Annotated in this window: 13 protein-coding genes; 11 read left to right on the top strand and 2 right to left on the bottom strand. The window is 68.4% G+C overall.

What is annotated here, in order from left to right; all coding sequences use genetic code 11:
* Positions 1-297: 297 nt before the first annotated feature.
* Positions 298-1,704: a fatty acid desaturase gene (locus ACFWQC_RS19930; RefSeq protein WP_378681784.1), complete on the bottom strand. Its 1,407-nt coding sequence runs from the start codon at positions 1,702-1,704 to the stop codon at positions 298-300.
* Positions 1,705-1,851: 147 nt separating this feature from the next.
* Positions 1,852-3,093 (bottom strand): PucR family transcriptional regulator, encoded by a 1,242-nt coding sequence (locus ACFWQC_RS19925; RefSeq protein WP_378681781.1) that lies wholly within the window; start codon positions 3,091-3,093, stop codon positions 1,852-1,854.
* Between the two features lie 280 nt (positions 3,094-3,373).
* Between ACFWQC_RS19925 and ACFWQC_RS19920 the strand changes: the two genes are divergently transcribed.
* The 11 genes from ACFWQC_RS19920 to ACFWQC_RS19870 are packed head-to-tail and all read left to right on the top strand — an operon-like array spanning position 3,374 to position 14,717.
* The gene (locus ACFWQC_RS19920) at positions 3,374-5,128 is read left to right on the top strand and encodes an FAD-dependent oxidoreductase (protein WP_378681778.1); all 1,755 of its coding nucleotides are present in this window, start codon (positions 3,374-3,376) and stop codon (positions 5,126-5,128) included.
* A gap of 44 nt (positions 5,129-5,172) precedes the next feature.
* Positions 5,173-5,979, top strand: a complete 807-nt coding sequence (locus ACFWQC_RS19915; RefSeq protein ID WP_378681970.1) for an MlaE family ABC transporter permease — start codon at positions 5,173-5,175, stop codon at positions 5,977-5,979.
* Between the two features lies 1 nt (position 5,980).
* Complete coding sequence (locus ACFWQC_RS19910; RefSeq protein ID WP_378681775.1) at positions 5,981-6,784, top strand: MlaE family ABC transporter permease; 804 nt, start codon at positions 5,981-5,983, stop codon at positions 6,782-6,784.
* Positions 6,785-6,789: 5 nt separating this feature from the next.
* A complete protein-coding gene (locus tag ACFWQC_RS19905) occupies positions 6,790-7,965 on the top strand; it encodes an MCE family protein (RefSeq protein ID WP_378681772.1) in 1,176 nt (391 codons plus the stop codon).
* Entirely contained in the window at positions 7,962-8,990 is a 1,029-nt protein-coding gene (locus ACFWQC_RS19900; RefSeq protein ID WP_378681769.1) for an MCE family protein, read from the top strand. Before ACFWQC_RS19905 ends, ACFWQC_RS19900 begins: the two co-directional genes overlap by 4 nt.
* On the top strand, positions 8,990-9,979 hold the full coding sequence (locus ACFWQC_RS19895; protein ID WP_378681766.1) for an MCE family protein: 990 nt from the start codon (positions 8,990-8,992) through the stop codon (positions 9,977-9,979). The genes ACFWQC_RS19900 and ACFWQC_RS19895 overlap by 1 nt, the downstream gene beginning before the upstream one ends.
* Positions 9,976-11,202, top strand: coding sequence for an MCE family protein (locus ACFWQC_RS19890; RefSeq protein WP_378681763.1), 1,227 nt, complete (start codon positions 9,976-9,978; stop codon positions 11,200-11,202). Before ACFWQC_RS19895 ends, ACFWQC_RS19890 begins: the two co-directional genes overlap by 4 nt.
* On the top strand, positions 11,199-12,335 hold the full coding sequence (locus ACFWQC_RS19885) for an MCE family protein (protein ID WP_378681760.1): 1,137 nt from the start codon (positions 11,199-11,201) through the stop codon (positions 12,333-12,335). The genes ACFWQC_RS19890 and ACFWQC_RS19885 overlap by 4 nt, the downstream gene beginning before the upstream one ends.
* Positions 12,335-13,654, top strand: coding sequence for an MlaD family protein (locus ACFWQC_RS19880; protein WP_378681757.1), 1,320 nt, complete (start codon positions 12,335-12,337; stop codon positions 13,652-13,654). Before ACFWQC_RS19885 ends, ACFWQC_RS19880 begins: the two co-directional genes overlap by 1 nt.
* A 2-nt stretch (positions 13,655-13,656) precedes the next feature.
* Positions 13,657-14,142: a hypothetical protein gene (locus ACFWQC_RS19875; protein ID WP_378681754.1), complete on the top strand. Its 486-nt coding sequence runs from the start codon at positions 13,657-13,659 to the stop codon at positions 14,140-14,142.
* Positions 14,139-14,717, top strand: a complete 579-nt coding sequence (locus ACFWQC_RS19870; RefSeq protein ID WP_378681751.1) for a hypothetical protein — start codon at positions 14,139-14,141, stop codon at positions 14,715-14,717. Before ACFWQC_RS19875 ends, ACFWQC_RS19870 begins: the two co-directional genes overlap by 4 nt.
* Positions 14,718-14,844: the final 127 nt, after the last annotated feature.

Below are 14,844 nucleotides of genomic sequence, written 5' to 3'. Positions count from 1 at the left end.
GGTCACCCTCGGGCTGATGCCCACAAGCATCACCCGAAGACCGCACGCGAAGGCATGATGGCGTCGGTGTCCGGAGTATTCAGATTGCAGGCGCCATACAGCGGCCATGTCGGACCGGTGATGCACGTGCCGCGCTCCCCGTCGTCCTGGGCAGGCTCGGTGTCGACAACCGGCAACCTGGATCGCCCGCCGGTACGGCCGGTCTAGTTTCATGCACCGCAGAAACCGGCTCCGGACCAGAAGTGCCATCTGGTCAGGAGCCGATTTCGTCGTCCGTGCGTCAGGGTGTTGCCTGACTCAGGCCCGGGCGGGGTCGACGGGAATGAAGTCGACCTTCTCCCGGACTCCGCAGTCGGGACAGCACCAGTCGTCGGGTACGTCGTTCCAGGCCGTGCCCGCTGCGAAGCCCTCCAGCTCGTTGCCGGCGGCGACCTCGTAGAGATAGCCACAGCCGGGGCACTTGGCGGCGAGGACCTCGACCGCGGAGATGCTCGCCACCGTGACGTCTGCGGTCGTTGTGCGAGCGTGCTCGCCGGCGCCCCATCTGGCCAGGACGCGCTCGCGCTTCCGTGGGGAGATGTTCGCCAGTGTCAGGTCACCGTCGAAGTGCGCGGCGACCCGCTTGTCCATGATGTGCCAGAACAGCGGAGGGATGAGCGCCACGACGATCATGCCGGTGTAGCCGGTCGGGAGCACCGGCGACTCGGGGAAGTCCCGCAGGGTCTGGTAGCGCCGGGTCGGGTTGGCGTGATGATCGCTGTGCCGCTGCAGGTGGTAGAGCAAGACGTTGGTGGCGATGTTGTTGCTGTTCCAGCTGTGCGAAGGGTTGACCCGCTCGTAGCGCTGCCGACCGCCGCCACCGACCCGCTGTCGCAGCATCCCGTAGTGCTCCATGTAGTTGACCGCCTCCAGGAGGGAGAACCCGACGACGGCCTGGAGCAGCAGGTAGGGGAGGACGACGGGTCCGAGCCACAGGATCAGGGCGCCCCACAGCGCCACCGACATGAGCCAGGCGTTGAGGACGTCGTTGCCCAAGCGGAACGGGTGCTGCTTCTTGCGGGCGAAGCGCTTCTTCTCCAGGTGCCACGACGAAGTCAGCGAGCCGGCGACGGTGCGCGGCCAGAAGCCGTAGAAGGTCTCACCCATCCGGGCGGAGGCGGGGTCGTCCGGGGTGGCGACGCGGACGTGGTGGCCGCGGTTGTGCTCGATGTAGAAGTGGCCGTAGAACGTCTGTGCCAGGGCGATCTTCGAGAGCCACCGCTCGGCGTCCTCACGCTTGTGGCCGAGCTCGTGGGCGGTGTTGATCGCAACGCCTCCGACGATGCCGACCGAGACGGCGATCGCGACCCGGTCGACCGTGGGCAGGTCATGCGATGCCAGGTACCACAGCGCGCCGACGAAGCCGGCGTACTGCACCGGAAGATAGAGGAAGGTCACCCACCGGTAGTACTTGTCGTTCTCCAGCGCCTCGATGACGTCCTCGGGCGGGTTGGTGTCGTCGTAGCCGGAGAGCAGATCCAGGAGCGGGATGACGACGAAGAACATCGCCGGCGTGAGCCAGAGCCACAGGCTCGATCCGGTTGCGTCCATCAGCAGGACGCCGATGATCGGGAACAAGGGCACGGCGATGCCGAGCACCCACAGGTAGCGCTTCTTGTCCTTCCACTCCGCGTGCATACGGGTGGACGCCGCTGATGCAGCCATGATGGCCTCCTCGGATAGTCACGAGCTGGGCTGGTACAGCCCGATACGACGAGATTCGCCGCTGCGGACCGTGTCTGGCTCGTGGCGTGGTTCAAGATCCCGGCCGGCTTTTGTGTACGAGGCCAAGCCGGGCGCGCCGAGCACGGCTCAGTCCTGGCCCTCCGTGGCGTGGAACATTGCGCGGTGCTGGATCGCCAGCCGGAGCTCGTCCCCGGTCTTGGCCACCGGCCGGGCCAGCAGCTCCTCGGCACGACCGAGCCGGTACCGGACAGTGTTGCGGTGAACGCAGAGCTTCTCTGCGGCGTCCTCCATGCTCCCGCCGTGGGACAAGAAGGCGAGCACGGTCTCGCGGATGCGTGCCGTCGGCTCGTCGGGTGACCCCAGCGGTCCCAGCACACGGTCGACGAACCGGTCGACCTCGGCGCTGCAGCCCAGCAGGGCGAGGAGCTCGACCCGGTCGTAGCGCATGACCGGTGCCGGCCTGCCCCCGCTCGCGGAGATCCGCAGGGTGCGCCGGGCGTCGTCGTGGCTGCTGACGAACCCGTCTTGACCAGGTGCGGGTGCCCCGGCGTACATGACGGCTCTGATGGCGTCCAGGGCCGGGCGGAGGCCGTCGAGACCGTCCAGGTTCGGCTGGTCACGTGTGCCGATCCAGGCCCACAGTCGGCGGCCGCCAGGATGCACCACCAGTGGATTGCTCCCACCGAGTCTGTTGGCGACATCGCGGACGATCCGGTCGAGCTCGTCGATCGCGTACGCATCGGCGGTCTCCAGGATCAGGGCGGTGTGCCGCACCGACATCGGATAGCCGCCCAGGGCTGCCGAGGTGCGGCGGGCGTCGGTGGACTCTCCGGCCAGGACGGCCTTCACGACCTCATACCGCTGCGCCGCCACGCCTTTGGTGTGGCGAGAGTTCTCGGCGTGGAAGATCTCGGTGGAGTCTGTGATCGCTGCATCGATCCATGAGCTCGCGCGTCCCCAGAGGAAGATGAGCAGCGCGGCGTGGTCGATCTGGTCGGTCGGCAGCGCGTTGACGACGCCGGTGACGTAGCGCCACGACTCCTGCTGAGCGGCTCGGTAGATCTTGATCAGAAGCTCGAGCGGTAGCTGGCGATCTGCGACCTCACGAGCCATCCGACTGCCTGCCCTTGGCAGGTGGGCCTGGAAATCGGGTTGGACGAAGGCTGCCAGAAACGCAAGCCAGTGTTCCTTGACGGCGTCGTCCAAGAGCGCGACGAAGTCCGGCTCCGAGGCAATCTCGGGCAGCTCGCGCCGGATCGCGCTGCTCGTCCGGGTGACCCAGCCGTCGATCATCTCCGGGCGCAGCTCGTCGGCGACGAACGACGGGAGCCAAGCGGCGACCTCGGTAGGAAGAGCATCGGTGGTCAACTGAGGTCCCTCCCGAACGGGGTAGTACGGCGCGCTGGCTCGCCAGGCTAGCCCACTTTGTGACCGTGGCCACGTTGTGTTCACGCCACGTCGTGCTCACGCCGGTGCTGCGGTCCGGACCGGGCTCCGGCCCCGATGTCAGGTCGTTTGTCATGCCGTACAACCGGGGCGACGACATTTGGGCGCATGTCACAAGAGGCCGCCGCAACTCCGTTGATGAACTACGCGAGCCCGATCGTGTGACGGGCAACACGTTCCGAACAACTGACAGGAGTGCTCGGTGGATGCATCGTGCCCCGAACAGGCCTTTGACGTCGTCGTGGTCGGCTCCGGCTTCGGCGGCTCGGTCGCCGCTCTGCGGCTGGTCGAGAAGGGCTACCGGGTGCTGGTGCTCGAGGCCGGTCGTCGGTTCCGCGACGAGGACTTCGCCGCGACCTCCTGGGACGCCCGAAGGTTCCTGTTCGCGCCTCGACTCGGCTGCTTCGGAATCCAGCGCATCCGTCTCCTTCGCGACGTGGTCGTACTCGCAGGTGCAGGTGTGGGCGGCGGTTCGCTGGTGTACGCGAACACGCTCTACGAGCCTCGCTCGGACGCCTTCTACCGTGACGCCCAGTGGTCCCACGTCACCGACTGGCGCGAGGAGCTGGCTCCGTACTACGACCAGGCCAAGCGGATGCTCGGGGTCCGGCCGAACCCGACGACCACCCGGCCCGACGAGATCATGGGCGAGGTCGCCGCCGAGCTCGGCGTGGCCGACAGCTATGGTCCCGCGCCCGTCGGGGTCTTCTTCGGCCGCGGCGACGCCTTGGAGCCCGGCGTGACGGTCGCAGACCCGTACTTCGGCGGCGTCGGTCCCGACCGCACCGGCTGCCTGGAGTGCGGCGAGTGCATGACCGGATGCCGGCACAACGCGAAGAACACGTTGCTGAAGAACTATCTCCACCTCGCCGAGCGGGGCGGGGCCGAGGTGCGGGAGCTCACCACCGTCGACAGCATCACGCCCGCCGACGGTGGCTATCGCATCGCCACCCACCAGACGGGCCGGTCACGCCGGCGCACCGCGCAGACGATCGCAGCCGAGCAGGTGATCATCGCCGCCGGCACCTGGGGCACGCAGGAGCTGCTGCACACCATGAAGGGGCAGGGCCTTCTGCCCGGCCTCTCCGACCGGCTGGGGGAGCTGACCCGCACCAACTCCGAGGCCCTGTGCACCGCGAGCACACGACCGGGGCGCCGGACCGACGGCGACCTCAACCACGGCGTCGCCATCACCAGCTCGATCCACCCCGACGACCACACCCACATCGAGCCGGTGCGCTACGGCGCCGGGTCCGGCTTCATGGGGCTGCTCACCACGGTGATGACCGACGGCGGCGGCCGGGTGCCCAGGGCGGTGAAGTGGGTCGGCCAGATCCTGCGTCATCCGGTCCAGTTCATCGGCCACTACCTGGGGATCCGCACCTGGGCGGAGCGTACGGTCATCGCCCTCGTCATGCAGACCAGCGACAACTCGATCACCGTCTTCGGCAAGAAGCGGCGCCTCGGCCGTGGATCGCTGCGGCTCTCCTCGAAGCAGGGCCACGGCGAGCCGAACCCGACCTGGATCCCGGTCGCCAACCAGGCGATCCGCAGCATCAGCGAGAAGATCGACGGCCGGCCGTTCTCGAGCGTCGGCGAGATCTTCAACGTCCCGATGACGGCCCACTTCCTCGGCGGCTGCGTGATCGGGGACAGCGCCGAGAGCGGCGTCGTCGACCCGTACCACCGCGTCCACGGCCATCCCGGGCTGCACATCACCGACGGCTCGACGATCTCCGCGAACCTCGGGGTGAACCCGAGCCTGACCATCACGGCACAGGCCGAGCGCGCCCTGTCGATGTGGCCGAACAAGGGCGAGGCCGATCCGCGGCCGCCCCTCGGTGCGGCCTACCGGCGAACGGCGCCGGTCAGCCCGAACCACCCGATGGTGCCGGTCGAGGCACCCGCCGCTCTGCGACTGCCGGTCATCGCGATCAACGGCCGGACGGCTTCGTGACCGCCGCCCCGACCGACCGGGTCGAACCATCCGGGGTCCGCGGCATGACGCCGGAGCGTCAGCGGATAGCCAGCGAGGCGCTCCAGTCGAACGCGATCTTCAGGGCCCTGGCCTCCTTCGGCGACTTCTACGACTTCGTCGTCCAGGTCTTCCGGAAGGGGTTCACCCGGAGGTTCCAGTTCCGTGAGTTCATCTCCCAGGCATGGTTCATCACCACGGTCTCGTTCTGGCCGGCGCTCCTGGTCGCGATCCCGTTCTGCGTGGTAATCATCTTTCAGGTCAACCAGCTCCTGATCGAGATCGGCGCGGTCGACCTGGCCGGCGCCGGCGCTGCCGTCGCCGTCGTCCGCGAGATCGGCCCGATCGTCAGCGTTCTCGTCGTCGCGGGGGCCGGGGCCACCGCGATCTGCGCGGATCTGGGCTCACGCAAGATCCGCGAGGAGATCGACGCGATGACGACCCTCGGGATCGATCCGGTCCAACGCCTCGTCGTCCCTCGCGTGGTCGCCTCGACCCTCGTGGGCATCGCGCTCAACGGCCTGGTGACCGTCGTCGGCCTGGTCGGCGGCTACTTCTTCTCGGTGGTGCTGCAGGGCGCCACGCCAGGGCTCTACCTCAACGACCTCACCCTTCTCGTGGGGCTGTCGGACTTCGTCGCCGCCGAAGCGAAAGCAGCGGTCTTCGGACTCCTGGCCGGCCTGACCGCCTGCTACCTGGGCCTCAACGCCAAGGGCGGCCCGAAAGGCGTCGGGGAAGCAGTGAACCAGACCGTCGTGTTCGCGTTCATGCTCCTGTTCGCCGCCAACAGCGTTATCAGCACCCTGTTCCTTCAGTTCAAGCTGGGAGCCTGAAATGGCCGTCAACACATCAGCCCTCCGCGAGCTCGGCGAGCAGCTCGCCTTCCACGGCCGCGCCTACTCCCACTTCCCCCATGCCTTCCGCCGCTACCGCAAGGAAGTCGTCCGGCTCCTGGCCGAGGTCGCGATGGGGACCGGCGCCCTGGCACTGATCGGCGGGACCGTTCTCGTGATCGGCTTTCTCACCGCGGCGTCGGGCATCGAGGTCGGGTTGCAGGCGTACACGTCCTTCGACAACATCGGCGTCTCCGCGCTGTCGGGGTTCTTCTCGGCGTACTTCAACACCCGCGAGGTGGCTCCGATCATCGCGGGGATCGCACTCACAGCGACCGTCGGCGCTGGGTTCACCGCCCAGATCGGCGCCATGCGGGTCTCGGAGGAGATCGACGCGCTCGAGGTGATGGCGGTGCCGCCGGTGCCCTACCTGGTCACCACGCGGATCATGGCCGGGCTCATCGCCGTCATCCCGCTGTACGCCATCGCGGTGATGATGTGCTGGCTGGCGACCCGCCTCGTGGTGACCGTCGGCTATGACGAGGCGCCCGGCACCTACCAGCACTACTTCGACACCTTCCTGATCCCCGGCGACCTGTTCCTGTCGATGCTGAAGGTCGCGATCATGGCTCTGGTCGTGGTCTCGGTGTGCTGCTACCACGGGTTCAAGGCGTCGGGCGGACCCGCCGGTGTCGGCCGCGCCGTCGGCCGGGCCGTGCGCTCGGCCCTCATCGCCATCATGTTCGTCGACCTGATCTTCGGCATCGCCATCTGGGGCGGTCCGTCGGTCCACATCGCGGGGTGAGCGGCATGGCTGATCGTCACGTCACCTACGGGCTCGCCTTCATCGCGCTGATCCTCGCGCTGATCGCCGGTACCGTCGCCAGCTACCAGGGGGCCTTCCGCTCCACCGTCCCGCTCACCGTCTCCTCCGACCGGGCGGGGCTGACCCTGGCCCAAGGCGCGGCGGTCAAGCTCCGCGGCGTCGCGATCGGCCGGGTCGGCTCCGTCCACCACGACGCCGGTGACGGGGTCTCGATCCAGCTCGACATCGACAGGGGCGAGTTCGACCAGATCGCCAGCGACACGACCGCCGAGATCGTCCCGCCGACGGCGTTCGGCGCGAAGTACATCCAGCTCAACCCCGGAGAGCCGGGCGCCGAGCGGATCCAAGCGGGGGCGACGATCGACGCCGACCGCGTCACGGTCGAGGTCGACGAGGCGTTCGAGAACCTCACCCAGGTCCTCGACACCGCCAAACCCGCCGAGGTCGCCGCCGCGCTCACCGCCGTCTCGCAGGCCGTGGACCAACGCGGCGAGGACATCGGGCTCCTGATCAGCCAGACCAACAGCTATCTCACCTCGTTCAACCCCTACCTGAGCACGCTCACCAGCGACATCAGGTCGGGCGCGAGGGTCGCCCAGACGTACGACACCGCACGGCCCGACCTGGTGGCCCTGGCCGACAACGCCGCCGTGACCAGCAGGACCCTCACCACCCAGCAGAAGTCGCTGCACGCCTTCGAGCTGAGCCTGTACTCCTTCGACAACAGCGCCGACAGGCTGCTGGACAGCTCCGGAAAGCGGCTGACCACCACGTTGAAGCTCACCGAGCCGGTCACCGACGTCGTGGCGAGGTACTCCCCGGAGCTGCCCTGCACGATCCTCGGTCTCGCCTCGGCCAACAAGCTCGCCGAGGCCGCCGTCGGAGGCACACATCCGGGGGTCACGACGATCACCCGCATCGTCCCGGGGCGCGATCCCTACACGTACGAGCGCAATCTACCGAAGGTCGGCGACACGAGAGGTCCCGAGTGCTACGGGCTTCCGTACGTCACTGAGGAGGAGGCGCAGGACGCGGTGCCGACGTTCGTGACCGGAGCCAACCCCTATGCGGGTAAGCAACCCACGGTCCAGGAGAACACGCTCACCACGCTGCTCGGTCTGCTGGCCGGTGGCGCCAACGCCGCAGGAGGCAAGCAGTGACCAGCAACAGCAAGCTTCGGCGCCGAGAGCGTTCCGACCTGATCAAGTTCGGCATCTTCCTGGTCGTCGCGGCGCTGTTCACCTACTGGGTCGGGGTGGTGACGGCCGCGCACCGTCCCGGCGACCGGGTCACGTACGACGCCGTCTTCGCCAACGTGTCGGGTCTCCAGAAGGGCGACTCGGTCCGGATCGCCGGCGTGGACGTCGGCAAGGTCACGGCCCTGGCGGTCCAGCGCGACGCGACCGTACGCGTCTCCTTCGACGTCCCGCGGGGCCAGAAGCTCAACGCCTCGACCGAGGCCACGGTGCAGTACCGGAACCTCATCGGCGACCGGATCGTCCAGCTCAGCCGACCTGACCCGGACGCGAGACCGATCGCGGCCGGCGAGACCATCCCGATATCGCGGACCAGGCCCGCTCTCGATCTCGACCTGCTGCTCAACGGGTTCAAACCGCTCTTCGCGGGTCTCGCCCCGGCGCAGATCAACGCCTTCTCCGGCGACCTGGTCAAGATCCTCCAGGGGCAGAGCTCCGCGATCTCCACCCTGGTGGAGCGGGCGGCCTCGCTCACCACGACGCTCGGCAACCGCCAGGAGCTGATCGGGGAGGTGATTCGGAACCTCAACACCGTCGTCGGCACGCTCGACGACAAGCGCGAGACCATCCAGGCGCTCATCGACCAGTTCAGCAAGCTCCTCGACGGTCTCGAGCAGCAGGACACCCAGATCCTCGACGCAGCGGCGCAGACCGACCGGTTCGCGCGCCAAGCGGCGTCACTGGTCGAGGCGGGCAGGGGAGACCTCAGGGCCGACCTGACCCAGCTCACCAAGGCGGCGAACGGCATCAACCAGGAGCAGGCCACCCTTCAACAGGTGCTGCAGAAGCTGCCGAACCACTACACGGCGATCCAGAACGCCACCTCGTACGGCAACTACCTCAACTTCTTCCTGTGTGGGGTCCGGGTCCAGGCCGACGCCACCATCACGACTCCATGGATCATGTCCGACGCGCAGAGGTGCAAGTGATGAGCTTCCGTACGCCCGCTCAGAACGCCGCCCGGGGCCTGATCGGCACCATGGCGATCGCGCTGGTGGTCACCGCCAGCCTCAACTACAACAAGCTCCCGCTCGTGGGCAACGGAGACATCATCCACGCTGCCTTCGCCGAGGCCGGTGGCCTCAAGGGCGGCGACGCCGTCATGGTCTCCGGCGCCCGGGTCGGCAAGGTTCGCGACGTACGTCTCGACGGCGACGAGGTCGTCGCCGACATGGTCCTCACCGAGGGCAGTGTCGAGCTCGGCACCAAGACCGAGGCACGCATCATCACCGTCACCCTCCTCGGCCGTGCCGCCGTCGAGCTCGTCCCCTCAGGCGGCGGGCGGCTGGGTGCCGGCGACACGATCCCGACCTCGCGGACATCCTCGCCTTACAACCTCACCGCCACCCTGAACGAGCTGACGACGACCACGGCGGACATCGACAAGACCCAGCTCGCCGGCGCGCTCGACCAGGCCAGTACGGCGCTGAGCGGAACCCACGACGACGTCGGACCCGCTCTGCGAGGTGTCACCGAACTCACCGCAGCCGTCGAACAGAACGACGACCAGCTCCGCGCTCTGCTCGCCCGCGCCTCGCGGGTCTCGGGCGTGCTCGCGAGCCGCAACGAGCAGATCGAGACCCTGCTCGTCTCCGGACAGTCGCTGCTCGAGCAGCTCAACGCCCGACAGGCCGTTGTGGTGAGCCTGCTCGCCAGCGTGCAGGACCTCTCCGCGCAGCTGCGTGGTCTCGTCGACGACAACCGGGCCACGCTCGGCCCGGCGCTCGACCAGCTCGACGAGGTGGTCACCCTGCTGAACCGGAACAAGGCCGCTCTGCAGGACGCCATCACCGGGCTGCGCGGCTACGTCACCGGGATCGGGGAGGCCATCTCCACCGGACCGTGGTTCGACGCGTACATCCAGAACCTCACCTCGCCGGGCACGCTGGCGCCGATCGTCTCGGGGGTCGTGAAGTGACCATCTCCTCCAGCCTCCTGCTGCGCCGCGTCCTGATCGGGCTCGCGCTGCTGCTCCTCGCCACTGGCGCCTACTACACCGTCAAGGACACCCGCTCGACGGTGGTGACCGCGGTCTTCACCAACGCCGATGGGCTCTACGAGGGCGACGACGTCAAGGTTCTCGGGGTCGCCGTCGGCCGGGTCACCGAGGTCGACCCGCAAGACGATGGCGTACATGTCGGGATCGAGGTCGAGGGCGGGCAGCGGATCCCGGCCGGCGCCCACGCCGCCATCGTCTCCCCGAGCCTGGTCAGCGGGCGGTTCGTCCAGCTCTCACCGGCCTACACCGAGGGTCCGGCGATGTCCGACGGCGCCCAGATCGAGTTGGACCGCACCGCGGTGCCGGTCTCGTTCGACGAGGTCAAGAAGCAGCTCACCGACCTCTCCACCGCGCTGGCTCCCGCTGGCTCCGGCAAGCAGCCGCTCCGAACCGCCATCGAGACCCTGGACGCCAACCTCCGCAACGGCAACGCCGAGCAGTTGCGCGAGGCGGTCGAGGGGCTCCGTAGCGCCGCCGCGACCCTTTCTGACGGCCGCGCCGACATGTTCACGACCGTCTCGAACCTGAACAGCTTCACCAAGAACCTGGCGGTCAACGATGCCGCCGTGGCGGGGTTCACCGAGCAGCTCAGCGAGGTCTCCGCCGTGCTGGCGACCAACCGGCGCGAGCTCACCGCGGCGATCGAGGAGCTCTCCGCGGCGCTGGCCGCGACGGGGGAGCTCACCCACGACAACCGAACCAGGATCAAGAGCTCCGTACGCGACCTGAACCTGCTCAGCGCGGCCCTCGCGGACCGGTCCAACCAGCTCGCTGCGATCCTGCAGATGGCTCCGACGGCACTGATCGATCTCTTCAACGTGATCGACAAGCAGGCGATCGCCGGCCGGGCCTCTCTCACCGGGCTCAACGACGCCGCCCAGCTCGTCTGCGGCGCCGTGCTCGGCGCCGGTGGTACGGCGCAGCAGTGCCGCGATGCGTTGGCGCCGCTCGTCGACCTGATCAAGACCGCCCAGCAGAGTGGCACCCCCGGCGCGGGGTCGGGCGCAGCCGAGCCGGGCGCAGCCGAGCCGGTCGACCCGGCTCGGCCGTCGACACCGCTCCCCGAGGTCGGCGAGGGCCTCGACGGCGTACAACCCCTCTTGCCCGGCCTGCTCGGCACCGACCTCGGAGGCGACCGATGAAGACACGCATCTTGGCGACCATGGTTGCACTCATGGTCGGCCTGACCGGCTGCAGCAGCCTCCAGCCGAACGACCACACGCTCCCGGGCCAGCCCGGCGTCGGCGGGGACGGCTACACCGTCACCGTCACCTTCGACGAGGTCGCGAACCTGGTGCCGAACTCCGCTGTCCAGATGGACAACGTCGTCATCGGCACCGTCGCCGGCATCAGCGTCTCGGACTGGCAGGCAAAGGTCCGGCTCCGGCTGATGAAGTCGGCCCGAGTCCCGGCCGACGCGACCTTCGCGATCGGGCAGAAGACCCTGCTCGGCGCCCAGTACGTCGATGTCAGCGCGCCGGAGCCGACATCGACACCGAGCAGCGCCGGCAGTATCGCGGCAGCGGCGGAGCGGGCCGAGATGCTGCGGGATGGCGCCAGGATCCCGGTCACCCAGACGGGCACCTATCCGGCCACCGAGCAGGTCCTCGGCGCGGTGGCACTGCTGCTCAACAACGGCGGGCTGTCGCAGATCGAGACCATCACCTCTGAGCTGGCGACCGCGTTGGACGACCGGGTCCCCGACACCCGCAACCTGGTGCGGCGCACCAACCAGCTGCTCGCCGTGCTCGATGACAACAAGGGCGAGATCGTGCAGGCGCTCGAGGCGCTCGACCGGCTCTCCGCCGGCCTCGCTCGGGACCGGACGGTCCTGGCGAACGCGATCGACGAGATCGCTCCGGGGCTGCGTACGCTCGAGGAGGAGCGGCAGAGCCTGGTCCGCGCCGTCACCCGGACCGGCGAGACCGGGGCCCAGGCGACGAAGGTCATCCGGGCCAGCCGTACGGCTCTCCTCGCGAACCTCGACGCCCTGCGGCCCATCCTGGCCAGCCTCGGCAAGGTCGGCGACTCCATCCCCGAGGCGCTCAAGCTGGGTCTGACCATCCCGTTCCCCGCGATGACCACGACCAACGCCCTCAGCGGTGACTACACCAACCTCTTCGTGACGCTCGACCTTCGCGGCTCGAGTCTCACCGACACCTGGCTCACCGGAGGCCCGACCGGCCTGCCTCCCGCAGGCGCCACCGCGTCGACGCCCGCCCCGAGCACGCCCGACGACAGCGGCTGCCTGCTCGCGAACCTGGGAGGTTGCTGATGCTGCTGACGAGACTGGTGAAGCGGCAGCTGGGCGTCTTCGCCTGCCTGACGGCTCTCGCGCTCGGGTTGATGGTCTTCACCTATGCGAGGGTCCCGGCGATGCTCGGCATCGGGGTCTACCAGGTCACCGCCGAGTTCAACGATGCCAGCGGGCTCTACGAGAGTGCCCTGGTCACCTACCGGGGCGTCAAGGTCGGGCAGGTGACCGACCTCGAGGTGACCCCACGGGCAGCCATCGCCACTCTTCGCCTTGACAACGGCACCCGGATCCCCGGCAACGTCGACGCTGAGCTCCACAGCACCTCGGCGGTGGGCGAGCAGTACGTCTCCCTGGTCTCCGGGTCCGCCACCCGGGCGGCCTTGAACGGCGGGGATGTGCTGCCGCCATCACGCACCGTCGACATGCCCCAGATCGCGCCCGTCCTCGACGCCGTCAACCGCCTGCTCGAGTCTGTGCCGCAGCAGCAGACTCGCAACGTACTGGACCAGGTCGACACCGGTCTCGGGTCGAGCAGCGAGGACGTCGGCCGGCTGATCGAGGACTCCAGCACGCTGATGGACACGGCCCAGCAGGAGGTCACCTCGACGACCGAGCTGATCCGTGCGCTCGAGCCGGTGCTCGCCACCCAGGACGAGATGGCGCCGCGCACCGTGTCGTCGATGTCATCGCTGCGTGCGCTCACCAGGGAGCTCGCGGCGAACGACGCCGATCTGCGCTCGCTGCTCCGCGACGGGCGTACCGGGCTCGACAGCACCACCGCGACAGTCGACGACCTCCAGACCACGCTGCCGATGCTCCTGGACAACCTGATGGTCAACGGCGAGGTGCTCAACACCTATCTTCCGCAGCTTCAGCAGACCCTGGTCGTGTACCCCGCCACGATCGGACGACTCCAGCAGACGGTCAATCCGCGGGCCAAGGAGGGCGACGTGCAGCTGGACCTACGCGCAGGCGTCAACGATCCACCGTCGTGCACGGAGGGATACCTGTCCACCGATGATCGGCGAAGCCCCTCCGAGGAGGACGTACGCAAGGCCGACCCGCTCGCTCACTGCAAGACCGCGCCCAGCGACCCGTCCTCGGTGCGGGGCGCTCGCAACCAACCGTGTCCGAATTCCAGCGCGCGGGGTCATCTGCCCTCCTCGTGCGGGCTGGAGTTCGGCAAGGGGCGCTGGCCCGAGGGCGCTGATCCGAACGCGGCCTCGACCGCGCCGAAGGCTTCGGCAGGCGAGCCGCCGTCGAAGGGGACCACGGACGCGTCTGCCGAGGACAACTCCTGGAAGCAGCTGTTCCTCGAGCCGGTCGGGCTGTGGTGACGATGTCCAGACTCTCCTCAAGGACCTTCGTGCTCCTGCTGGTGCTGGGCGTCGGGCTGCTCGTGTTCGCTGGGCAGCGCGCCTGGTCCTGGCGCGACGACATCAGCGCGGAGCACCAGCGAGCCGAGGCCGTCTCGGCGGCCTCCGCCGAGGTCACCCGACTGATCTCGGTCAGCGCAGAGGACTCGGAAGCGGTCTTCGAGACCCTCCTCGACGGCGCGACCGCCTCCTTCCGCAGCGACCTGAAGCAGCAGGCGAACGCGCTGCAGAAGGCACTGAAGGCCAACAAGGTCGACGCCGAGGGCGAGGTCGTCTCGGCCGGTGTGGCGCGCTCGACCGACGAACAGGCGACGGTCTACGTCGCAGCGACCGGCACCGTGTCGAACTCGGGCACGAAGGCACCGCAGCAACGTGACTACCGGGTCAAGGTCGAGATGCGGAACGTCGAGGGCCGCTGGCTCGTATCCGGACTGGAGTTCATCCCGTGACCATGGAGGAGACCGAGATGGCGGCCGACCTCTCAGAAGAGACCGAACACACCGGCCAGCCCCGGCCGAGCGCATCCGGTCGGCTGCGGCTCGACCTGGAGCGAGGACTGCTGCTGCGATGGGTGATCGTGCTGCTCGTGGTCGTCGGACTGGCCGCGGCGATCACCTTCACCATGCTCGCCGGCCAGGCCTCGGACCGTGCTCGCGACCGTACGGACGCTCTCGCCGCGGCCAAGAGCCGGGTGCCCGTGCTGCTGAGCTACGACCACCGCACGCTTGAGGCCGACCTCGCCCGCTCCAAAAAGCAGACCACCGGACGATTCGGCACCGACTACACCGAACTGCTCGATGGTCCTGTCGCCAAGGTGGCGGCCCAGAAGCAGATCTCCACGAAGGCGACCATCTCCGGGGCAGGGGTCGTCAGGGCCACTGGATCACAGGTCTTGGTCCTGGTCTTTCTCACCCAGACCACGGTGGCGCCCGGGGTCGAGCCCAGCATCAGCGCATCGCGCGTCGAGGTGAAGATGCAAAGAGTCGGCAACGACTGGAAGGTTGCCGGGCTCACGCCCCGCTGACCGGACGACAAACCGCGAGTGGAGGCATGGATATGGGTGTAGACGTAAAGATCGAAGGGCTGACCAAGAGCTTTGGTAAGCAGCTCATCTGGAAAGATGTCTCGTTGACGCTGCCTGCGGGCGAGAT

Source organism: Nocardioides sp. NPDC058538, from assembly GCF_042719275.1.
GTDB lineage: Bacteria > Actinomycetota > Actinomycetes > Propionibacteriales > Nocardioidaceae > Nocardioides.
This window is presented reverse-complemented; position numbering and strand designations above follow the sequence as displayed.